General features: G+C 42.6%; 17 protein-coding genes, 2 pseudogenes and 1 riboswitch. Of the genes and pseudogenes, 5 read left to right on the plus strand and 14 right to left on the minus strand.

The features are described from left to right. Positions 1-28: 28 nt before the first annotated feature. Positions 29-895: a YihY/virulence factor BrkB family protein gene (locus ACQKFG_RS17720; RefSeq protein ID WP_427561165.1), complete on the plus strand. Its 867-nt coding sequence runs from the start codon at positions 29-31 to the stop codon at positions 893-895. 61 nt (positions 896-956) lie between these two features. Here the strand turns inward: ACQKFG_RS17720 and ACQKFG_RS17725 are convergent, their stop codons facing one another. The 4 genes and pseudogenes from ACQKFG_RS17725 to ribE form a co-directional block, all read right to left on the minus strand. Further along, entirely contained in the window at positions 957-2,123 is a 1,167-nt protein-coding gene (locus tag ACQKFG_RS17725; RefSeq protein WP_349729761.1) for an oligoribonuclease, read from the minus strand. 275 nt (positions 2,124-2,398) lie between these two features. Beyond that, complete coding sequence (ribH, locus tag ACQKFG_RS17730; protein WP_048685088.1) at positions 2,399-2,869, minus strand: 6,7-dimethyl-8-ribityllumazine synthase; 471 nt, start codon at positions 2,867-2,869, stop codon at positions 2,399-2,401. A 79-nt stretch (positions 2,870-2,948) separates the two neighbouring features. Beyond that, positions 2,949-3,587: pseudogene (ribB, locus tag ACQKFG_RS17735) on the minus strand (3,4-dihydroxy-2-butanone-4-phosphate synthase); the annotation flags it as partial. 18 nt (positions 3,588-3,605) lie between these two features. Beyond that, positions 3,606-4,244, minus strand: a complete 639-nt coding sequence (gene ribE, locus ACQKFG_RS17740) for a riboflavin synthase (RefSeq protein WP_342615015.1) — start codon at positions 4,242-4,244, stop codon at positions 3,606-3,608. A gap of 146 nt (positions 4,245-4,390) precedes the next feature. Beyond that, positions 4,391-4,521: riboswitch (FMN riboswitch) on the minus strand. A 202-nt stretch (positions 4,522-4,723) separates the two neighbouring features. On the opposite strand from ribE, the gene ACQKFG_RS17745 reads away from it, so the two are divergent. Further along, positions 4,724-5,455 (plus strand): TspO/MBR family protein, encoded by a 732-nt coding sequence (locus ACQKFG_RS17745; protein ID WP_427561170.1) that lies wholly within the window; start codon positions 4,724-4,726, stop codon positions 5,453-5,455. Between the two features lie 13 nt (positions 5,456-5,468). Here ACQKFG_RS17745 and megL read toward each other — a convergent pair. From megL to putP, 4 genes and pseudogenes are all read right to left on the minus strand, one after another. Continuing rightward, positions 5,469-6,645, minus strand: a pseudogene (megL, locus tag ACQKFG_RS17750) (methionine gamma-lyase). A gap of 348 nt (positions 6,646-6,993) precedes the next feature. Continuing rightward, complete coding sequence (locus ACQKFG_RS17755; RefSeq protein ID WP_192207749.1) at positions 6,994-8,130, minus strand: DEAD/DEAH box helicase; 1,137 nt, start codon at positions 8,128-8,130, stop codon at positions 6,994-6,996. A gap of 47 nt (positions 8,131-8,177) precedes the next feature. Further along, complete coding sequence (locus ACQKFG_RS17760) at positions 8,178-9,365, minus strand: ATP-binding protein (protein WP_427561174.1); 1,188 nt, start codon at positions 9,363-9,365, stop codon at positions 8,178-8,180. 252 nt (positions 9,366-9,617) lie between these two features. Continuing rightward, positions 9,618-11,087: a sodium/proline symporter PutP gene (gene putP, locus ACQKFG_RS17765; protein ID WP_192207747.1), complete on the minus strand. Its 1,470-nt coding sequence runs from the start codon at positions 11,085-11,087 to the stop codon at positions 9,618-9,620. 156 nt (positions 11,088-11,243) lie between these two features. Here putP and ACQKFG_RS17770 point away from each other — a divergent pair, with 156 nt between their 5' ends. Next, positions 11,244-13,292 carry a molybdopterin oxidoreductase family protein gene (locus ACQKFG_RS17770; RefSeq protein WP_427561178.1) on the plus strand — a complete coding sequence of 683 codons (2,049 nt, stop codon included), beginning with the start codon at positions 11,244-11,246 and terminating at the stop codon, positions 13,290-13,292. 145 nt (positions 13,293-13,437) lie between these two features. On the opposite strand, the gene ACQKFG_RS17775 is transcribed toward ACQKFG_RS17770, so the two are convergent. The 3 genes from ACQKFG_RS17775 to ACQKFG_RS17785 all read right to left on the minus strand — a co-directional run bounded on the left by ACQKFG_RS17775 (position 13,438) and on the right by ACQKFG_RS17785 (position 17,981). After that, a complete protein-coding gene (locus ACQKFG_RS17775) occupies positions 13,438-14,958 on the minus strand; it encodes an aldehyde dehydrogenase family protein (protein WP_192207745.1) in 1,521 nt (506 codons plus the stop codon). A 245-nt stretch (positions 14,959-15,203) separates the two neighbouring features. Then, a complete protein-coding gene (locus tag ACQKFG_RS17780) occupies positions 15,204-16,637 on the minus strand; it encodes an aldehyde dehydrogenase family protein (protein WP_192208138.1) in 1,434 nt (477 codons plus the stop codon). An 18-nt stretch (positions 16,638-16,655) separates the two neighbouring features. Next, the gene (locus tag ACQKFG_RS17785; RefSeq protein WP_427561181.1) at positions 16,656-17,981 is read right to left on the minus strand and encodes an aspartate aminotransferase family protein; all 1,326 of its coding nucleotides are present in this window, start codon (positions 17,979-17,981) and stop codon (positions 16,656-16,658) included. A gap of 365 nt (positions 17,982-18,346) precedes the next feature. Between ACQKFG_RS17785 and rpoN the strand changes: the two genes are divergently transcribed. After that, on the plus strand, positions 18,347-19,708 hold the full coding sequence (gene rpoN, locus ACQKFG_RS17790) for an RNA polymerase factor sigma-54 (RefSeq protein WP_427561184.1): 1,362 nt from the start codon (positions 18,347-18,349) through the stop codon (positions 19,706-19,708). A 180-nt stretch (positions 19,709-19,888) separates the two neighbouring features. Here rpoN and bluB read toward each other — a convergent pair whose 3' ends face one another. Next, on the minus strand, positions 19,889-20,530 hold the full coding sequence (gene bluB, locus ACQKFG_RS17795; RefSeq protein ID WP_427561187.1) for a 5,6-dimethylbenzimidazole synthase: 642 nt from the start codon (positions 20,528-20,530) through the stop codon (positions 19,889-19,891). Between the two features lie 94 nt (positions 20,531-20,624). Then, positions 20,625-21,230, minus strand: coding sequence for a uridine kinase family protein (locus ACQKFG_RS17800; RefSeq protein ID WP_427561190.1), 606 nt, complete (start codon positions 21,228-21,230; stop codon positions 20,625-20,627). 67 nt (positions 21,231-21,297) lie between these two features. On the opposite strand from ACQKFG_RS17800, the gene ACQKFG_RS17805 reads away from it, so the two are divergent. Then, a complete protein-coding gene (locus ACQKFG_RS17805; protein WP_427561193.1) occupies positions 21,298-21,477 on the plus strand; it encodes a hypothetical protein in 180 nt (59 codons plus the stop codon). Between the two features lie 21 nt (positions 21,478-21,498). Here the strand turns inward: ACQKFG_RS17805 and dacB are convergent, their stop codons facing one another. Further along, positions 21,499-22,920: a D-alanyl-D-alanine carboxypeptidase/D-alanyl-D-alanine endopeptidase gene (dacB, locus tag ACQKFG_RS17810; RefSeq protein ID WP_427561278.1), complete on the minus strand. Its 1,422-nt coding sequence runs from the start codon at positions 22,918-22,920 to the stop codon at positions 21,499-21,501. Positions 22,921-23,187: the final 267 nt, after the last annotated feature.

Raw genomic sequence — 23,187 nt, forward strand, 5'->3', positions numbered from 1 at the left:
TAAGTAACTATTCAGGAGTGATGCCCAGATGAATAAGTCGATAAAATTTTCAAAGAAGCTGATTAAAGAAATAAAGGAAGATCGTATTACAGGGCTGGCGGCAGAACAAGCTTATTACTATTTACTGGCACTATTCCCTTTGCTCATTTTACTTCTGTCCATATTACCTTATCTGAACATCGATATTCAGACAGCCCTTGACACGATAAAAACCTTCATGCCTGCGGAAACGATGGAAGTCGTCGAGAAAAATATCATCAACATATTATCTGAACGGAACGGCGGCTTACTGACTTTTGGTTTCCTTGGGACCATTTGGTCGGCTTCCAACGGAATGAATGCGTTCATCCATTCCATGAATATCGCCTATGATGTAGAAGAAACAAGGAATTTCATCAAAGCCCGCATCATTTCCATTGTATTGACATTAGGCCTGGTTGTAGCATTCATCGTCATGTTGGGTCTCCCCGTCTTCGGAAAAGTCATCATCGATTTATTACAGCAGGTCATTCCGATCCCTGAGGAAACGCAAATATTATTCAGCTTATTACGGTGGGTCATCGCGGTTGTGGTCATCTCACTTGTCCTGGCCTTTTTATATCGCTTTGCACCGAATAAAAGTTTTCCCATTAAACATGTCATCCCAGGGGCAGTGACCGCAACTGTACTTTGGCTGGGAATATCACTTGGATTTTCATTCTATGTCAGTAACTTTTCCAACTACTCTTCCACTTACGGCAGTTTGGGAGGCGTGATCATCTTGATGCTATGGCTGTATTTGAGTGGTCTGATTTTTGTAATCGGCGGTGAAATCAATGCAATTCTACATCGCCAAAATTCCATTCCGAAAAAACAGTCCCGCACGATCGTTCATCCTGTCCCGCTTAAAAGGTAAATCATGAATGACAATGGAAGATTGAAAAGCGGCTGTCCCATTCGGACAGCCGCTTTCTTATTCAACCTTTATTGACGAACTCTTCATACCTTTCATCATGGGCCAGCCATGCAGCGTGTTTCCGCTTCATGTATTTTTCCGCTTCCGCAAAAGTATCGAATGTTTTTTTCTGTTGTTTTCCGTTGATTTCAACAATCCATTCCTCTTCTTCATCTTCATAGATGAATATGTCCTGTTTGTCCCTCGTTGAATATAGGCAACCCTCTGGGGACTCCTTTACATTCAATTGATTCTTATGTGCGTCTCGTTTAAGGGGCTCGGCATGGAAGGTCTTTTCAACATATTGGCTATATGCCTTTTCGGACATGGTGCAACCGGCGGCTTTTTGGTGACCGCCCCCATCGTACTTGCCGGCAACCTCAGAAACATCTATATCATCGTGGATTGTCCGGAAGCTGATTCTCTTACTTCCTACCATCAGAATGGCTATATAATCCAGATGCGAGAACTCTTTCGACAGTTCATTACCCAATTCCGAGTGGTATGACTCTGCATGGACCACACCAGCTGTATGGGGACCGACCGTAGCCTGATAGACTTCTCTTTTTTTCCTGTTTATGTACCGATCTACTCGACTCTCTTCAACATTAAGAAGGGTTTGCTCCACTTCGTCAAAAGTAAAGCTTTCAGCCGTGGACAGCTTATTTGCGATTTTCATTTCGAATTCCTCTATCGGAATCATGAAAAACAGGTCATTCAATCGTTTTGCCGTTGTATTTTTATTGACTTCCCATTCCCAAGTATCGTATTGACGAACCAATTCAACGAATTCAGCGACAATGCTTGAAGGTTCCAGCAATTTATTTTCAACTGCATACTGATAGAATAGAGATGTCGCTGCCGTCTGTTTACCATCTTCCTGTTCCACAGTTACAGATGCCCAATCATGTTCGTTCAAATGCAGTGCTGACTTATGATGATCAATCAGCAGTGCCTTTCCTCCATCTTCCACAAACTGAGTAATCATTTTTTCGTTATCTTCATCAACCGATAGATCAGTAACAATCAATGTATCTTCAATCTTAGCCTGCTCAAGAAATGCTCCTACATTCTGGTTAAGGCGCCCAATTGAATTATAACTGACCACTACATCTTCTCCGAATGCCAGCTTAGCTACAATGCCACAGCCGACTCCATCTAAATCATTATGTGTAAAGAGATGGTACACACAAACCCCTCCTAATAACTAATAAAATTACTTTTCCCTAAAGTCATGAATTTCAATTGCAATCTTTACAATTGTAGCATAATCATATCCGCATATTTTATCATGCTTCCATTACGTGATGCTTTTGTTCGTTTTTTTTTTTGAAATTCCCTAATTGTTCTTTATTTTCCATGATTTATACTTAAAAACACATTACTCTGAAATAAAGGTATTTTCAACTGGACAACTAAAAAAAGCCACAGGAATGTTATTCCCTGTGGCTTCCTTATGTGAAATCATTGTTCGATTAATTTTCCGAGGTTGGCCATTTCAATGGCACTAACCGCAGCTTCATATCCTTTGTTACCTGATTTTGTTCCTGCACGTTCAATGGCTTGTTCAATATTCTCAGTTGTCAGCAAACCAAAGATAACCGGTACACCTGTTTCCAATGAAACGGAAGCCATGCCTTTAGCTGCTTCGTTGCAGACATAATCATAATGTGAAGTGGCACCCCTGATTACCGTTCCAAGACCGATTACAGCATCATATTTACCTGTATTCACAAGTTTCTTAGCAATTAACGGTAGTTCAAATGCACCCGGGACCCACGCGATGTCAACATCATTCTCATCAACGCCATGACGCTTAAGGCCATCCAATGCCCCTCCTAAAAGCTTGCTTGTGATAAACTCATTAAATCTTCCTACCACGATTCCGACTTTCAATCCTGATCCGATTAATTGTGCTTCAATAGTTTTCCCCATGTCTAATTCCTCCTAATTTTAAAAAACAATATCATTTCTTTCACGTTAAGATTTAATTTCTAATAATCATTCAAGCTTTAGGGATGTTCAGTTCAAGTTCCTGTTTCCCAATTGAATCATTTTGTTCAAGATACCGAATCAAATCGGCTATCGTAATGAATTTCAGGTTAAATTTATCAGCGATGACTTCTAAATCGGATACGCGGGCCATTGACCCATCTTCATTCATGATTTCACAAATGACACCAGCTGGAGCGGCACCGCATAACTTTGCCAAGTCCACCGATGCCTCCGTATGTCCTGCCCTACTTAATACGCCGCCTTCTTTAGCGACTATCGGAAAAGTGTGACCAGGCCTTTGGAAATCTTCAGCGACAGAATCTTCATTAAGAAGTTCAAGGATGGTCAAGGACCGTTCAAAAGCACTGATTCCTGTAGAGGTGCTTTTATGATCGACACTTACCGTAAAAGCAGTGCCATGATGGTCGGTATTTTCACCTACCATAGGATGCAGTTTCAATTTCGCTGCCAGTTCTTCAGTGATGGTGGTACAAATCAAACCACGTCCATGGGTCGCCATGAAATTAATCGCTTCCGGTGTCGCCTTTTCGGCCAACACTACAAAATCCCCTTCATTTTCACGGTCTTCATCATCGGATACGATTACTACCTTGCCAGCCTTCAAATCTTCTATTGCCTCTTCTATTGTATGGAACATCATTACACCGCCCTTTTATTAGAATCCATGCTCTGCCAAAAACTCTAAATTCAGTCCTGGTTTCGGATTGCCATTTTTCATTTGATGTATTATATATTTCCCTATCATGTCGTTTTCGATGTTAACGATATCGCCAGCCGCTTTTTGTCCCAATATGGTGTCCTGATGAGTCAATGGAATCAGTGATACAGTCAAAAGGTTCCTTTCGATCCCAAATATCGTCAAGCTTGTTCCATCAATGGCCACGGAACCTTTTGGAATGCAGAAGGTACCAAGCCCATCATCCAATTGGATTACATAATATACGGCATTTTCTTTCCGTTCTTTTTTTATGATCGTTCCGGTTCCGTCGATATGACCTGAAACAAAATGACCGCCAAACCTCCCCTGTGCACTCATTGCTCGTTCGAGATTAACAGGTGATCCCAATTTCAATGTCCGGATCGTGGAAGCTTTGACCGTTTCCGGCATCACGTCGACCGTAAACAAACTTTTCGTGAAGGATGTTACCGTTAAGCAGACCCCGTTGACTGAAATGCTATCCCCCAGTTGCACATCTTCAAGGATTTTTTCAGAACGAATCGATAACTCCATACTGCTTTTTCCTTTTTTTAAGGAATGCACGGTACCGATATCCTCAATGATTCCCGTAAACATGTTTTTCCCCCTTTTATAAAATATAAAAAACCCCATAGGATGACCTAAGGAGTTAGCAGGAGAAATGAGTGAAAAAAATTGTATACCTAAAAAGCCTAATATTTTCATTTTCGAAAAATTAGGCATACGTATACACTTGGGTTCCACACGTCCTTCTCCCATCCAGACTGTACTGTCGGCTTTGGAATCTCACCAAATCCTGCCTTTATCAGGCTCGCGGGCTTAGAATTTCTTCATCACCGCCGGTTGGGATTTTCACCCGACCCCGAAGGACTAAAATAATATGAATCTTTGAATATTTTATCACCATAAAGTGAAGAAGTAAAATTTCTAACCTTAAATGGTTCCATTGTTACAGGAACTTCCTCTTTTTATGGAAAAATGTCTCCAAGTACCCCCGATGTGCTCCGAAAAGGTTAACCAGGCTGAATATGTGGAATAAGGTTAGAAGGATCACCATTCATACAAGGAGGAAGCCGATGATTATTTCCATCATTAACTTGATTTTCTATCTATTCGTCGTCACGATGAATTTTTTAGCCAATTTCCTGCCATTGAACGGCCAAACATCAGGAGAGATTTCCGATAAACTGGATGTCCTTTTCACTCCTGCCGGTTATGTATTTTCCATATGGGGCTTGATCTATTTCCTGCTCGCCATCTGGGTATTCAGGCAGTTTTTAAGTAAACATCAAAAAAGCCCTGCATATAAGGCATCCTATCCTTGGTTTGCTTTAAGCTGTGTCTTGAATGGCGCTTGGCTTTTGGCTTGGCACTATGAACGCTTTTTGTTATCCGTATTCATTATCATTGCTCTATTGGCTACTTTAATGGTCATATATACAAGAATGAAAAAAGTGGATCATGATACTTTTGACCTATTTCCGTTTTCCGTATATACAGGCTGGGTAAGTGTTGCAACCATAGCTGACATTTCTTATTACCTCACCTATATCAAATGGGACGGTTTTGGGGCTTCCCGTATAACCTGGACGATCGTCCTGCTGATTGCAGCAACAGCCTTGGCCTTTGTCTTTGCAGGTAAAAACCGGGATTGGTGCTATCCTCTCGTATTCGTTTGGGCATTCATAGGCATCGGGATACGAAATAGCGACGCCTATCCGATAATCACAGACATTTCTTATATCCTGGCTGCCATCACTTTTATCGTATCCATCACCATCTTCATTCAAAATAGGAAGAACAAATAAGGTATATGTTACCCTAAAATGCTTGCTGAAGATCTTGCCAGATATCCTCCCAAGCCTCAAGGCCAACTGAGAGACGGACCAGCTGGTCACTGATGCCCATTTGTTCCCGTGAATCTTCAGGAACGGCAGAGTGCGTCATGGTAGCGGGATGCTGGATCAATGTTTCAGCATCACCTAGACTTACGGCAATTTTGATAAGTTTCAATTTATTGAGGAATTCCTGTGCATCCTGTTTTGTGCCATGCAGTTCGAAAGAGATAAGGCCGCCGCCATGTTTCATTTGTTTTTGCATTATATAATGATCCGGTGAAGCTACATCACCTGGATAATATACCTTTTTCACCTTTGGATGTTTCTTAAGTTCTTGAAAGATTGCCATTGCATTGGCCGAATGACGGTCCATCCTGACAGGCAAGGTCTTCAGCCCCCGTAATAGTAACCAGGCATCGAATGGTGAAATGATTCCACCGATATCCTTCTGTGTAGTCCCGGCTACTTGATTCATGAATTCCTTCTTACCGACGACAAGGCCTGCAACGACATCACCATGCCCGCAAAGATATTTCGTAGCGCTATGAAGGACGATATCACAGCCATATTTCAAGCGGTCTCTGTAGGTAGGGAGTCGCAAACGTATTATCGACTACGACCGTCACATTATATTCCTTCGCAACTCTCACCACCATCTGTAAGTCAATCATTTTCATCGTCGGATTGATAGGGGTTTCCACATATATGCAGGTCGTTTCCGGCCGGATCATTTTCCTTACCTGTTCTTCTGAATCCATTTCACAAAAATCATGTGTGATGCGGTATTTATTTTTCATTAGCTGAAGGAGGCCAAATGTACAACCATATAGCCCCTGTGAGCACAGGATGTGGTCATCTGTTTTTGTTAACGCAAAAAGCACTGCTGAAACGGCAGCCATACCTGAACCGAAAGCAAGGCCAGCTTCCCCTCCTTCCAAAGCGGCAATCTTTTCTTCAAGTACTTGTACCGTTGGATTTCCAAGGCGAGAATAAATATATCCATCTTCCATACCGGCAAAACGCCTTTCCCCTTGCTCGGCATTTTCGAAAGTGAATGTTGAGGTTTGGAATAAGGGTGTTGCCAAGCTTCCTAAATGCTTCTTCGAGTCATATCCTTCATGGATGACTGCCGTTTCAAACTGTTTATACTTTCCTGTCATACCGTCTCCTCCTAACCTATGTCTATTGCTATCATATGTCAAAAAACCATATAAAGGAAGCGTTTTCATGCATGTTTATCCCCCATTAATGAACTCCTGAATTTAGAATCATTTCAAAATCCAATTTTTATAATATCAAATGCTTTTAGGTGATAATATCCTGATCCTTATTGGATCATTTCTTTTTGAACGGCCCATTTGCCGAGGCACCCATGGTTCAATTTATTCAGCAATAACAGGCACTTTTCTACTGGGAATTCTGCACAATGAGCAACGTTTTAATTTTTATATCTTAGCGGGCATTTGCGAAAAAAAAAGACAGCCGCCATGGCCGTCCCTTTTTTCGTATCATTCATCTACTACAATGTTTCCACCATAGAAGGTTACTCTCGTTAATGGAATCTCCAGTTCACGGGCCATTTTTTTCAACTCTCGCTCTTCTCTTTCCGTTACGATTGAAATGACAGTGCCATCTGCACCTGCACGACCAGTTCTCCCAGATCTATGGATATATTGTTCGATGTTGTCGGCCATATCAATATGAACGACCGCAGTAAGGCCTTTAATATCAAGCCCCCTTGCCGCTACATCCGTTGCTATCAGCATTGGGGATTTTCCCGAACGAAGCTTCCGCAACGCTTTCTCCCTGTCGACTTTATTGGATTCACCATGAAGCACGCCCATTTCAATACCTTTATAGCTCAGCTTTTCATGTAGGACGCTCAGCTCTGCTATATCATTCAGGAAGGCAAGGGCCTTCACATCTTTAATTCTTGTGATTTTCTCGAGAATCTTGGACTTTTCCCGTCTCTCAACAACAAAGTAAAGATGGTCCACCTTTGATTCCATTTTTTCATGCTTATCTACCTTGATCATTACGGGTTCATTCATGAATCCACGGGCCGCTTTTTCCGTTTCCTCCGGCAAGGTCGCTGAAAATACCATGATTTGCCGGTCTTTTAGCGTTGTTTTGATAATATTATTGATCGTTCCCATATGCTCTGGAGTGATCAATTGGTCACCTTCATCAAGTACTATCGTCTTAACTTCATGCATCTTCAATTTCTTTTGGGCAATCAATTCGTAAATACGCCCCGGTGTTCCCGCAATCACCTGGGGACGCTTCTTCAGTTTGTCCAACTGCCTTTTCACATTTGCACCGCCGATGAATGCTGCACCCGTAATGCCGCTTCCCTCTGACCAAATGCGAATCTCTTCATTGATTTGCATGACCAGCTCTCGTGATGATGCCAAAATCAAAGCTTGGGGCGATTTCTTTTCAGGGTCTACCTTTTCTAGCAATGGCAGTAAATATGCTAATGTTTTTCCCGTACCAGTCGGTGATTCGGCCATGATGTCTTTTCCCTCGACAATCACCGGTATCGCTTTCGTTTGAATCGGGGTAAGTTGCCCGAATCCGGACTTTTTCCAGACCTCTTGTATATATGCTTTTCTATCGTTCACTAATTCAGGTAATTCGCTCATATCTTTCTCCTTTAAAATATAACTTTTCCTATCTTTCATAGTACCATTTATTCTTGTCCAGTAGCCAATGGAATACGAATTGTAACCGTCGTCCCTTTGTTTACCTCACTTTCAAAATGCATTTCCCCGTGAAGCCGATGAACGATTTTCCGGCAAATTGCTAGCCCGATCCCTGTGCCCTTTTCTTTCGTCGAATAAAAAGGCTCACCAATCCGTTCAAGACGCTCGGGCACCATTCCCATTCCATTATCACTCACGCTGACCATTGCTTGTCCATCGACGGTTTGCAGCGATATATCAATTTTCCCATTATCCTCAATCGCTTCAATGCTGTTCTTGACGATATTGATTATCAACTGTTTAATTTCAATTGGATCAGCCATAATATAGATCGGTTCGGCGGTTTTAACCCTGAAACCCATTTCGATATTATTCAAATTCGTTTCCGCTTTCATCAACGTGAATACCTGTTGTAAACTGTCGGCAAGATCGATCCTGCGGTATGCTACATCCTGTTTCTTCCCAAGAATCAAAAGTTCACTTGAGATAATATTAATTCGGTCAATTTCCTTCAACATGATATCAGAATGCAGCGGGTTCACCTCCTGCGTCATATCCATTAACTGTACGAATCCTTTTAACGATGTCAGGGGATTCCGTATCTCATGTGCGACCGCTGCAGCCAGATGTCCGATTACAGATAGCTTTTCAGACATGATCATCAATTCCTCTTCGCGCCGCAATTCAGTAATATCCCGAACGATTGCATATACACCAAGCATTTCCGTGTGAACGATGATCGGTAAAAAGGTTACACGGATTATCCGCTCTTCATCACTGCCATTCTGGATGGTCGTTTCGAACTTTACAGCCTCCCCTTGAAGGGACCTTTTAAAGAATACAGATACTTTATCACTCTCATTCCAGTTGAGGAGATGATTCGCATTCTTGCCTTTCAAATTGTCACTGTTATGACCTAATAGTTTTTCAGCTTCAGGGTTTATCGAAACGACATTTCCTTCGAGATCCAGCTCAAGGACACAATCCGGGTTATGCTTGAACAGCGACCGATACTGTTCATCCTTCAGAACGAAATCCTGTTGGGACCTTAACATTTTCCCCGTCCAATACCTGATTATGAAGTATAGGAAAATCCCGGTTATGAAAATGAACATCCACCCTTTCGAATGTTGAAACATTGCATATCTCTGAACATCTGCCCTTGCCTGTGTCATAGAGATGTAATCCGTAACGAAAATCCATAAGACCCCAATGATTATATATATAAAAGCCACTTTACATGCAATTTTATGAGATTGGTTCATATTTTTTCCTTTGTATTGTTTTTTGGTTTATTATTCCCAAATCACTCAAAAAAAGCCCTCATGTTTTCAACATAAGGACTCTATCGGTATTGTACCATATATATTACATTCATTGTTTTATATAGCTAAAAAAAACAGCACCATTTTAACGACCTTCAATGATCAAGAGAGGTTCTTAATGGCTTGATTGAATTCTTCTTCTATATCTTTTGTAGGCTTGGCCGATAATAAGCTGAAAACGACTACCGCTATTGAACCAGCGATGAATCCAGGAATGATTTCGTATACTTCAGCGAACTTATCGATCATATCCCAGATGATCACGGTTGCCGTACCGACAATCATTCCCGCCAGGGCTCCCCATTTCGTCATCCGTTTCCAGTACAGGCTTAACAGAATGACAGGACCGAAGGCCGCTCCAAAGCCAGCCCATGCATAACCCACCAATTTAAGGATCGTGCCGCTTGGATTAAAAGCCAATAATAGGGCAATGGCGGAAATCGCCAACACACCAAACCGACCTACCAGCACTAATTCCTTATCAGATGCATTCGGCCGAATGAACTGCTTATAGAAATCATCGGTCAAAGCACTTGCCGATACTAACAGCTGTGATGCAATCGTACTCATGACCGCTGCTAAAATAGCAGCCAACAAGAAGCCTGTAATTAAAGAAGGAAACAGTTCTTTAGATAAAATGATGAATACGGACTCAGCATTTTTTTCCCCTAAAGGGCTATTTGCCAGGTTAAAATAAGCTATCCCCACCAATCCGGTGAACATCGCTCCGACGATAGCAAAAATCATCCAGCTCATACCGATCCGGCGTGCACTTTTCAATTCTTTAACAGATGAAACCGCCATGAATCGAACGATAATATGAGGCTGCCCGAAATAACCAAGCCCCCATGCCAGAAGAGATATGATTCCAATGGTTGATGTTCCTTCAAAGACATGCAATAAATTCGGGTTGATCGATTTTATTTCATTGAAGGTAGGGTCCCAGCCACCAATATTTACAATCGTGACAACTGGTACTAGAATTAAGGCGATGAACATAATTGTACCTTGTACGAAGTCGGTCCAGCTAACAGCCAGGAATCCGCCAAATAATGTATAAAGAATAACGACGCTCGCCGTCAGCCAGATGCCCCACCGATAATCCAAATTGAAAGCGGAGCGGAAAAGCTCACCGCCCGCTACCATGCCTGAAGATGTGTAAAAGGTGAAGAAAATTAAAATGACCGATGCTGATACCACTTTTAAGACCCTGGAGCCATCTTTAAACCGATTTCCCAAAAAGTCCGGAATCGTAATCGAATTGCCGGCCACTTCCGTGTATGTCCGAAGTCTTGGTGCCACGAATAACCAGTTTAAATAAGATCCCGTACACAGGCCGATGACAATCCAGCCAGCACTTAACCCGCTTATGTACATAGCACCGGGAAGACCCATCAACAGCCAGCCGCTCATATCGGAAGCCCCTGCACTTAATGCAGTTACAGCCGGGCCCAAGTTCCGGCCGCCAAGCATGTAATCGGTTAAGTTGGCCGTTTTCCGATAAGCAAAATAACCAATTAACAGCATGCCTGCCATGTATATTCCTATTGATATTATAATTCCATAATCCAAAAATGAATCCTCCTATTTATAGGTTAATTTTCATCTTGTAAGCTTATCAGAAAAAAAAACATATGTTAAGAAGTTCTTGCACCTTTGAACGATTTCACTTTCAATATAATTAAGAAAATTCATTTTATTAGATTAAATTATTAGGAGGAATACGCCATGCAATCCTATATCAATCAGCCAGATGGAGTCTTTCCCTCTGTTTGCTCTCTAGACTGTCCTGATCAATGCGGTTTACTGTTGCACAAAAAAAACGGGAAAATCATTAAAGTTCAAGGGGATCCCGATCATCCAGTCACAAAAGGGAATATTTGCAACAAAGTCCGAAACATGACTGCCCGCCTATATGACCCCAATCGCTTAAAACAGCCATTAAAGCGCATCGGGCCGAAAGGAGAAGGGAAATTTGCTCCAATCAGCTGGGAAGAGGCCATTGACAAAATCACTTCCAAATGGAAAGACCTGATTGAAATGCACGGACCGGAAAGCATACTTCCCTACAGCTTTTACGGAAACATGGGCAACCTCAGTGCTGAGGGGATGGATCGCCGTTTTTTCCACAAACTCGGTGCAAGCATGCTCGAGCGTTCCATATGTAACGCGGCAGGCTCAGTCGGATACAACTATACAATGGGTGGTTCATTCGGCATCGATCCAGAAGAAACGATTCATACAAAGCTTTTCATCATGTGGGGCATTAACGCTGTGAGCACAAATATGCACCAAGTAACGTTTGCCCAGCAAGCCCGAAAAAACGGGGCCAAAGTAGTTGTCATTGACGTACATAAAAACCAAACCGGCAGGTGGGCAGATTGGTTCATTCCGATTCTGCCTGGCACCGATAGTGCGCTTGCCCTCGGATTGATGTATATACTATATGCTGAGAATCTAGTCGACCAGCCCTTTCTCGATGAATACACAGTGGGTGCTGCCGAATTGCGGGAACACGTCCGACAATATGACCCTGCGACCGTCTCCGCGATCACTGGCGTTCCAATTGAAGACTTATATGAATTAGCCAGGATGTATGGCACCATAAGTCCATCATTCGTTCGGATAGGCAATGGCCTGCAGCACCATGACAATGGCGGCATGGCGGTACGTACCATTGCCTGCCTGCCTGCACTTACCGGCCAATGGATGACCGAAGGCGGCGGAGCCATCAAAGGGAATTCTGGATATCTGGCTTTTAATACAAATGCCTTGAGACGTCCTGATTTATTGCATAATAAAGCTACCCGGACCATTAATATGAACCAAATCGGTCAAGCACTTCTGGAAAAAGAAAACCCGATTCGCTCCATGTTTGTATACGGATCCAACCCAGCACTTGTCGCTCCGAATGCTAATAAGGTGCAGGAAGGCCTAATGCGGGAAGATCTATTCACAGTTGTACATGATCTATTCTTAACCGAAACGGCCATGTTTGCCGACCTCGTCCTCCCTGCCACATCATCTTATGAAACGGAGGATTTTTATAATTCATACTGGCATAATTACGTGCAAATACAAAAACCTGTAGTCGAAAAATATGGCAAGTCGAAATCGAATGTTGAAGTGTTCAAACTGTTAGCTGCTGGAATGGGATTTGGGGAACAAGCATTTAGAGATTCAGAGGAAGATATGATACGTCAGGCGCTGGATTTTTCCGAAAACCCTCATTTAGAAGGCATCACCTATGACTCCCTTTCAAGGAATCAATTTGTCAAAGCCAAGATGCGGCCGATGTTCCCAGGAAAACTCCCGACACCAAGCGGTAAGATCGAACTTTATTCCGAACGGATGAAGCTGGATGGATACGAGCCTTTGCCAACATATACGCCAATCATAAAAGACAGCGACCTGCCATTTTTATTCATTCCGGCACCTAATCACAATTTCTTGAATTCAACCTTTTCGAATAATGCCAAACATATCTCCTTGGAAAAGGAACCGAAGCTGCACATGAATGCCGCCGATGCCAAAACAATGGGAATATCCTCTGGAGATATGGTTAAAATCTGGAACGGTCGCGGTGAATGTTTACTTACCGCTGCTCCCGGTGAAAATGTGTTACCAGGCGTTCTTGTCAGCCAAGGCTTGTGGCAGAATACACCTGAAACAAAACAGCACATCAATTCCCTTACCCCAGATCGCCTCTCAGATATGGGTAATGGCGCCGTTTTCTTTTCGGGACGGGTTGATCTTGAAAAAGTCCACCAAAAGTAAATCAATGTATAGCAATCTTTGAATATATCTGCGCTTCCGGCATTTTATCTGCGATTTTCGGAGTTATATCTCCGATTTTTGATATTTATCTGCGCTTCCACAAAAAAAGGCTGTTCCACAAGGAACAGCCTTTTCGTCAAGCCATTTATTCTTCATCAAACCAGCCTGTTGGCTGGATATCCAAGTTGTTATTGATTTGCTTCACTTCAGTGTAAGCCTCATAACCGAAAGTTCCCAGTTCGCGTCCATTTCCGCTTTGCTTGAATCCTCCCCACGGAGCTTCGTTATAAGTCGGATGATATGAGTTTATCCACGTGATGCCGGCACGCACTTTTTTAATGACACGGTACGCCTTTGCGATATCATTCGTGAACACCGCTCCCGCTAAACCATATTTCGTATCATTTGCCAGTCGAAGTGCTTCCGCTTCATCCTTGAACTTTTGAACGACAAGCACCGGTCCAAAAATTTCTTCCTGCACAATCCGCATGTCCGGTGTCGTATCAACAAAAATAGTAGGTTCGACAAAGTAACCTTTATCCAAGCCTTCTTCTTTCATTCGATTTCCACCGACGATTATTTTGGCACCTTCTTCTTTTCCGATTTGGATATACGATAATATTTTGTTCATATGGGCTTCTGAAACGATAGGTCCCATCTGGCTGCTTTCATCAGAACCTGAACCTACTTTGATCTTTTTCGCCTTCGCAGTAAGACTTGCAATGAACTGATCGTATATGGACTCTTCCAACAGTAAACGAGAGCCTGCTGAACACACTTGTCCTTGATTGCAGAAAATCCCGTATAGAGCATAATCAACAGCCGTCTCAAAGTCAGAGTCCGCAAATACGATATTAGGAGATTTCCCGCCGAGCTCCAATGTCACTTTCTTTAGGTTACCCAGTGATGCCTCCATGATCTTACGTCCTGTTGCCGTTCCTCCTGTAAAGGCCACTTTATCGATTTCCTCATGTTCGGCAATGGCTTGTCCGACAACTGGGCCTGCTCCTAACACAAGGTTTGCGACACCTTTAGGCAATCCGACTTCATCCATGATTTCGAATAGTTTGACCGCTGTCACAGGGGTGATCTCAGATGGTTTGAACACAACGGAATTTCCTGCAGCAAGCGCCGGGGCGAGTTTCCACGCTGACATCATTAGCGGAAAATTCCATGGTACGATCTGCCCGCATACACCGATCGGTTCCCTTACGACCATCGCTTGCTGACCGTCAGGAACTTCAAAAGTTTGACCAGTCGGTTTAGTAGCCAATCCTGCATAATATCTAAAACAGGCTGCTGAATCTGCTATATCATAACGGGCCTCACGCAATGGTTTCCCATTATCCAATGTTTCCAACGCAGCTAATTCTTCAGCTTTTTCTTCTATTTTGTCGGCTATTTTGAATAAAATGCGAGCTCTTTCCACTGCAGGAGTTCCCCACCAACCACCTTCATAGAAAGCATATTTTGCTGCCTCGACCGCTGCATCCACATCTTCCTGTGTTCCTTCCGCAGCTTTGGCAATAATTTCCCCCGTAGCCGGATTCAATACGTCCCTCTTCTCCCCTGAAGTCGAATTCACCCATTCCCCATTGATGAACATTTTTAAGTCCAGTGCTCCCGTTCCTTCTTTTTTCGTATTATTTTGCAAAGTTTCCTGCATGTAAATTCCTCCTCGGTTTTAAGTTATCTACCTATATATAAGATATGAGCAAGATTCATGCCAGCTTGAAATAATAGGTAACACACGTTTTTTTTACTCTTTCCTGTCTCATTTAAATTCAATCGTGAATTACCTATTCATTTTTGCATAACCTATGAGAAATCCTTCATCTTAACCTCTATCAAGATACATAGAAAAATTCAGCTCAAAAAAAAGAGATGAGCAGATGCTCACCTCTTTTCTGATTAATTTCGGTTAATAATGATCAGTTTCATTTCCGTCATTTCTTCAATGGCATATTTTAACCCTTCGCGGCCCGTCCCGCTTTTTTTGACTCCGCCATACGGCATGTTGTCGACACGGTAAGTTGGGATATCGTTAATGATAACACCGCCGACTTCCAACTTTTCTGCGGCAGAAAGAGCCAGATTGATATTTTCCGTGTAAATCCCGGCCTGCAATCCGAACTCGGAATCGTTGACCAAGTCAATCGCTTCCTCAACAGAAGAAACCTTATTGATCAAAACAATGGGAGCGAAGACTTCCTGGCAAGATACCTTAAGCATTGCATCCACCTCCAGCAACACAGTCGGATGCAGGATATTCCCTTCAGATTTACCTCCTGCAGCAACGATCGCACCGTGTTGTTTAGCTTCACCAATCCAATCCAGGCTTCGCTGTACATCACCAGCACTGATTAATGCCGAAATATCCACAGACGGGTCCAAAGAATCTCCTAGTTTCAAGCCATTCGTTGCTTCTATGAATTTTTTGACAAACTCATCATATACCTCTTCATGAACATATGCGCGCTGTAAGGAAATACAGACCTGCCCTTGAAAAGCGAATGCTGCCGATACACAGCGTTGAATGATTTTATCGATATTGATCCCTTTATCAACGATGACAGCCGCATTCGAACCTAATTCAAGACTCACTTTCTTTAATCCTGCCTTATTACGGATTCCGATTCCGACAGCCGGACTTCCAGTAAATGAAATGCTCTTCACCCGTGAATCGGTGACTAATTTATCACCAATAACCGAACCGCTTCCGGTAATTAAATTAAACGCACCTGCCGGCAAATCAGTTTCGGCTAATAGTTCAGCAAGAAATAGCGAAGATAGCGGTGTTTGGCTCGCAGGTTTCAGGACAAGTGTATTTCCGGCAGCAATGGCCGGGCCTACTTTATGGGCAACCAAGTTCATCGGAAAATTAAAAGGGGTAATCGCACCCACAACGCCTAGAGGCTCACGGACTGTGTATCCTATCCTTCCTTCTCCGTCAGCTGTAGCATCCATCGTCAATGTTTCCCCATGAATCCTTTTTGCTTCCTCTGCTGCAAATTTATATGTAGCAATTGTCCGGGATACTTCAACCATTGCCGTTTTGATCGGTTTCGCTGCCTCTTTAGCAATAATTTCAGCTGCCTCATCTTTGCGGCTCTCCAAAAGGCTTGCAAGTTTTTCAAGTATTGCAGCGCGTTTATGGCTAGGTAAAGCTGCCATTGTTTTTCTAGCTTGGTAGGCTGATTCTATTGCCAACTCTACATCTTCTAGGCTTGCAGAAGGAATCTCCGCCAGAACTTCCCCGCTATAGGGAGACTTTAGTGTCGTGAACTTTTCAGCTTCTTGCCATTTACCATTAATGAATAATTTCTTTTTCAGCGTTTCCGTCATGACCATCACTTTCACCTCTTATAAAATTTCTTTTTCGACAGCAGTAAATGTCTCATCAAGGATTTCAATTATTCTTTCGACTTCCGATTTAGTAATGATTAAAGGCGGTGAGAATACGAGTGTATCTTGGTCAAACGTAACAGACCGGCAAATCAAACCATTCTTTGCCGCTTCTGCAACCAGTCTTGGAGCAAGCTGTGTCTCAAAGCCTTCGCCTGTTTGTTTGTCCTTTACGATGGAGATGCCTCCAATTAATCCAAGTGCCCTGACATCACCAATAATCGGGTGTTTGCTTTGAAGCTTCTTAAAGCCGGCAAGCAACTCTTCACCACGCTGTTTCGAGTTTTCTATCAAATTTTCACGTTCAATTATTTCAATATTTTTCAAAGCAACCGCACATGCCATAGGATGGCCACTGTATGTGTAGCCGTGTAAAAGCGTGCCTTTTGAAAGGGCAATGAAATCCTGATGCATCTTATCATTCAGGACGACCCCGCCTAACTGTGCATATCCGCTCGTCACACCTTTTGCGAAGCACATCATATCAGGTACAACACCAAAGTGTTCAATCCCAAAATAAGTCCCTGTTCTTCCGAAACCTGTTATGACTTCATCCGTCACCATTAAAATGCCGTATTCATCACAAATCTCTCTTACTTCCTTAAAATAGCCTTCTGGAGGAAGGTTCACGCCACCAGCACCTTGAATCGGTTCAGCAATAAATGCTGCAATCGTTTCCGGCCCTTCCTGTTCTATGACCTTACGCAACTCCTCAATGGAAGAACCGTCCACATGGTAAAAATCCGGTGCGATTGAATTCGTGAAGTCTCGGAACGGCTTCAGTCCAGTCGCACTTGTAGCTCCCATTGCCACTCCATGATAGGATTTCGAGCGGGAAATGATTTTTTGACGATTAGGCTGCCCTTTCAAAAGCCAGTAATGACGAGCAAGTTTAATGGCCGTATCATTCGACTCCGATCCACCTGAAGTGAAGAAAACCGCATTCAGATCCCCAGGAGCAATGGAAGCGATTTTGGCCGCCAACCGGATTGCCGGCTCATTGCTGAAAGTTGCGAAACTTGAGGTGAAAGCTAGCTTCGTCATTTGTTCCTTCGCTACTTCAGCCAACTCTTCTTGTCCATGTCCAATATTCACATTCCAAAGTGAAGCCATGCCATCAATGACAGTCCTGCCCGTGACATCCGTAAGATATATTCCCTTCCCTTCCTTAAAGATGAAACTTGGACCATCTGCCTGCTGTTGCTGGATTGCCGTAGTCGGATGAATAAAATGCTTTTTATCCAAATCGATTAATTCCTGAATACCCGTCGTTTCTTTTATCATGTAAAAAACACCCTTCTCTTGTAGTGGATTTTTTCAAGCTAGTTTATTTTTTATTTATATATTTAGATATAGCAAGATGCATGCCAAATTATATGTGCCTTATATTAAAGGTATTCAAGTTAAAACGATTCATATATAAATCATTAGGGGGTCGCTTTGATTCATATATAAATCATTTGATTCGTATTTGAATCGCCCAACGCCCATTCATTAGAATAAATACTAAATTACAAGTCCCCCAGTTGATGTTATAAAACCTGACACAAAACATTGAATTTTTGGAAGATTTGTATTATTATCATGTTAATATTTTCCCCATCCCTCTTGAGCCGCCATGTTAATCTAAACGAAAGAAGTTGATATATATGCAGGTAGGATTTGAACTGTACCAAAAACAAACCTTGAAATTGTCATTAACCCCTGAATTACAGCAATCGATAAAGATCCTTCAATATTCGACCCATGAACTAATAGATTTCCTAAACCGACAGGCTTACGAAAATCCCGTTCTCGAAATAAGCTTTGAAGACCCCCTCGCATCACTTTCTGATTCCAGCATTCGTATATCTAAAATAAATTCTCTGAAACGGTCCTCTAAAAGTAAAAGTTTCAACGGAGACAATGATTACAACCCTATCAACAATTATTCAATCAACACAGAAACACTGGAAAGCCATTTGCTGGAACAGTTGAGTTTACTAAGTTCGTTGAAAGCAATGGAAAGGAAGGTTCTCAAATTTTTAATTGGAAACTTAAATGAATATGGGTTTCTTGAATTGGATGCCAATTGGACTGCCTCGCATTTTTCCGTGTCCGTCGAAGAAATAGAAAAAATGATTCAAGTTTTGCAATCCCTTGACCCGATTGGAGTCGGGGCTAAAGATCTGACCGATTGCTTACTCATTCAGCTGCGTGAGCATGAGAATTGCAATGAACTGGCGTATAAGATCGTTGGAAAGCACTTAACGGACATAGCAGAAAAACGCTACAGAAAAATTGCCGCCCTATACAAAGTGACCATTCAGGAAGTACAAGAAGCGGCGGATTTCATCCGTACGTTAAACCCGCGTCCCATCAGTCACTTTTCCATTGATTCGACTCATTACATCATTCCGGACGTTTACGTGGAAAAAGAAAAAGAAGGTTTTCTGATAACGGTCAATGATAGCTGCACACCTAAGCTTTCCATCAGTCCTATCTACAAGGACCACATCGCTCTGAATCCTGTCAATCCAGCTAAAGATTATATAAAAGGGCACATAAATGATGCCCAATTACTTTTAAAAGGGCTCGAACAAAGGCAAATGACTCTTTACAAAGTGGCAGCGGCAATAGTGGGTGAGCAGCAAGAGTTTTTCATGAAGGGAATTACGGGGTTAAAACCTATGACACTGAAAGACATTTCGGAAAAACTTCAGGTTCATGAATCAACAATCAGCAGGGCGACGAGCAATAAATATATCCAGACACCGCATGGCCTCTTTAAACTTAGGAACTTCTTTACTAGAGGGGTTAATCGCGTGAACAGCCAAGTAACCGAATCAACGACCACCATCAAAGAAAAAATAAAGGTCTTGATTGCCGCTGAAGATAAGATAAAGCCTTTTTCAGATCAGAAACTTTGTCAAATATTCGAAAATGAAGGGATGAAGATCTCCCGCCGCACTATTGCAAAATATCGTGAAGATCTCGGTATACCGGGATCTTCAAAACGGCGCAGATTTTAAAACCAAACCAAATTTTGTGTCCATATTACGGAATGACGCATTTTAAAAGACTCTTACTAAAGATGTATCCATCGTAAGGGTCCTCTATTTTTCCATTGCTCCACTTCTATTTTTTGTAAAAAAGTCATGACTCTAAACAAAAAACCCCTGATACAGGGGCTAGAATCATAATATATCGTTTTATTTATTACCCCATTTATCTTTGAAAATAAGTTCATCCATCGGCCTTCTTTTTTCCCAATTAGCAAGTTCAAGAATGGGTTTATCCGGATATTGATCCGTATAGCCAATCGACAAAAGTGCGACGGGTTCTACATGCGGCGGAATCTCCAAAATATCACGAATATCATTTTTCTTATAAAAGCTTACCCATCCCATTGCCAATCCTTCCGCACAGGCAGCCAGCCACATATTTTGAATCGCGCAGGCTGTGGATAGGATATCCGTTTCCGGAATGGAATTCCTCCCTAAAACATGGGAGCCGCCCCGTGTCGGGTCGCATGTAACACAAATGGTGTAAGGTGCTTCTTTTAACCCTTCCACTTTCAAACTAAGAAACTTATTTTCTTTATCGCCTTCATAATGAATGGCGAGTGCCCTTCTTTCTTTATCCGCTGCCCATGCCAAACTGTTCTTGGTTTCCTGAGATGAAATCACGATGAAACTCCAAGGTTGCATGAATCCCACAGACGGCGCATGATGTGCAGCATCCAAAATTCTGCGGAGTATATCCTTTGAAATGGGCTTAGGCAAAAAACTCCTGATATCCCTTCGGTTATAAATGGCTTTATATACGGCAGATTGTTCTTCATTAGTAAACATAGTTTCCCCCCAAGTTTCCGGCATTATCTAAACATACATATAATTTTATAGGTAAACCCTTACAATTAAAAGCAAGTTCCAGAAATCCACGGATTCAGTTCGTTCCGTCCACAACAAGATCCGCCCTTTCTTGAGGCCTTTGTGCACCCACATAAAGGTCTTCATGCACCATCCAATTATCCTCCCACATTTGCCGCGTTTCTTCACCATCCCGCTCAAGCCCCCGTTTCAAACGCTGATCACGGGGACATTCCACCCAAATCGTGAAATCATGGTACCCTGCCAATTCTTTACGGATGGAATATGTGCCTTCTATAATAACAAGGCCTTCAGCAGGAACATCATGCCATTCTGCCAAAGTGTCCGTTTCCCAATCATACCTTTGATACCTTGCTTCCCGTCCATTTATAAGCGGTTTCAGAATTTGATTAAACACCCGCTCCCAATCATAATCCGCACCAACCTGCTTTCGGGATGGAGGCAGTTGGAACCTATTCGATGATGGCAAATAAAAATCGTCCATATGAACGACCGCGCTACCCGGACACTCAGCTTGGATACGGGAAGCGAGTGTACTTTTTCCAGATCCTCCCCGTCCGTCTATGGCCAATATATATGGAGATCGTTTATTGGAAATTTCGTGAATTTCAGCTATAAGACTGCTAATTGTATACTGTCCAGCAAGTGTTGGAAAATTCATGAGCATTCCTCCTATACTACTTATTTCTATTCATCCTCCCTCAAATTCCTTCCTTGAGAGGATTAAAATGAAAAAAACTAGAAGGAGGTGCTGGCAATGTTATCGAATGACCATTGAATTGAACCCGCCATTCGGATTTACGATCAAAGCCGATATCGAGTCAGCAATAAAATGGCTCATCTGCAGTATGCTGCCAATTCGGATTTGCCGAAAAAAAATGAATTGGCAGATGACGATCCGTTTCTAGACTTTGTTTTCCAAATGGATACTAAAGGCCAATCCCCAACCGGATTTCCTTTTCTGCGAGCATCACGGCTATCTTATCCTGGGTTGCCGTAATGCCTTTTTCTTCTACAAAATTATTCAAGATGATCGAAAATATGACTTTTTCCCCTCGTTTGGTCGTAACATAACCTGATAAGGAGCTCGTTCCTGAAATCGTCCCTGTTTTAGCTCGAACATTCCCGGCTGCATAAGTCCCTTTCATCCTCTTCCTTAGCGTACCGCCCACCATCCGATTTTCGTTGCCTGCAATCGGCAAAGCGTTCAAGTATGCAGGAAACCACGTTTTTTCCTGTACGGCATACAGCAGTTTCGTTATTTCATTCGCTGGAATCATATTGACTTGGGAAATTCCAGATCCATCACGCATCATGATCGTTTGCATATCAAGACCCATGCTCTTCAGCTGATTTCGAGCAACCTTCAAACCATCCTTCCAACTTCCCTCCCCTTCTGCCTCTTTGCCCATTTCTTTCACCAAAACCTCGGCATGGCTGTTATTGCTCAATTTCATGAAAGGTATAAGCAGTTGTGAAAGCGGCATGGACCGATGAGTGGCAATCATGTCCGCCCCTACTGGCGTTTTCCCTTTTTTCCTTTTTCCCAACACTTTAATTCCATGTTTGTTCATTGAGTTTTCAAATAGGCTTAAGGCATATTCTGTGGGATCTTTCACCGAGATCCACTCTTTGGTCACCCCGGCATGCTCCGGAATGGTTCCGGTCACCGTAATGACTTGTGTGCCATGAGACCGTTCGACTTCAATTTTCTTATTGCCATCTTCCGATTCGGTTTTTGTTTTGTTGATGACCTTCACATAATCCGTTTCCGGCTTCAGCTTCACCGTTGCCCTTTTACCAGCCTTTTTCCCTGGGGATATCTCCACGATGATGGTTCCGGTATCGTAGTCTTCATTCGGGGAAGCCGTTAAAGCTGAAACGGCCGCCCCGTAATATTCCTGTTCATCGCTCCAAACTAAATCTTGGGAATAACGAACATCGTCATACCAAGAATCATCGCCTATAAGATCCCCATGAACCACCTTAACTTGTTTGTGCTTCAGTGAAGCTGCAAGCTCATCGAAATCCTTTTCCAATAACGTCGGATCCCCTTTTCCCTTCAGGTACACATCGCCCTGCAGAACATGGCCAACTTGCACTCCTTTTATGTATAGTTCCGTTTGAAAAGCATGATCTTCCCCTAAAGTTTCCAGCGCAGCTGCTGCAGTCAATAGCTTAAGGTTCGAAGCAGGCCGTAATCTTGTTTGCGCCCCCCGTTCATAAATCATTTCCCCCGTTTCTGCTGAACGGATGGAAATTCCCGTTAACGCGCCAGCCAACCCCGGCGATTCATCCAATATTTGTTGAATTTCCTGCCCTAGGTTTGCATCATCATTCGCAGCCTGCATCGATTCTCCATTAAAAAAACAGATCAAAAACAGGAAGAATATAAAACTCAACTTCCTTTTGTATGTCAAACCTATCACTCCCACTCTAAAAGCTCACCACTTCTATCTTGTCCAATTTACAATCATATAAAAAGAAAAGATCCACTAGAGTTCTTTATTTATACATACTCAGGAAACTGGAGGATTATTCGTCCGCCACTCCACGGAACCGATAGGGACCCCGACTTCATGATTTCTTGTCACAAAAGGATAATAGGGAACTTTCTT

This window comes from Peribacillus sp. NPDC076916 (genome assembly GCF_050269675.1).
Classification (GTDB): Bacteria; Bacillota; Bacilli; order Bacillales; family DSM-1321; genus Peribacillus; species Peribacillus aracenensis.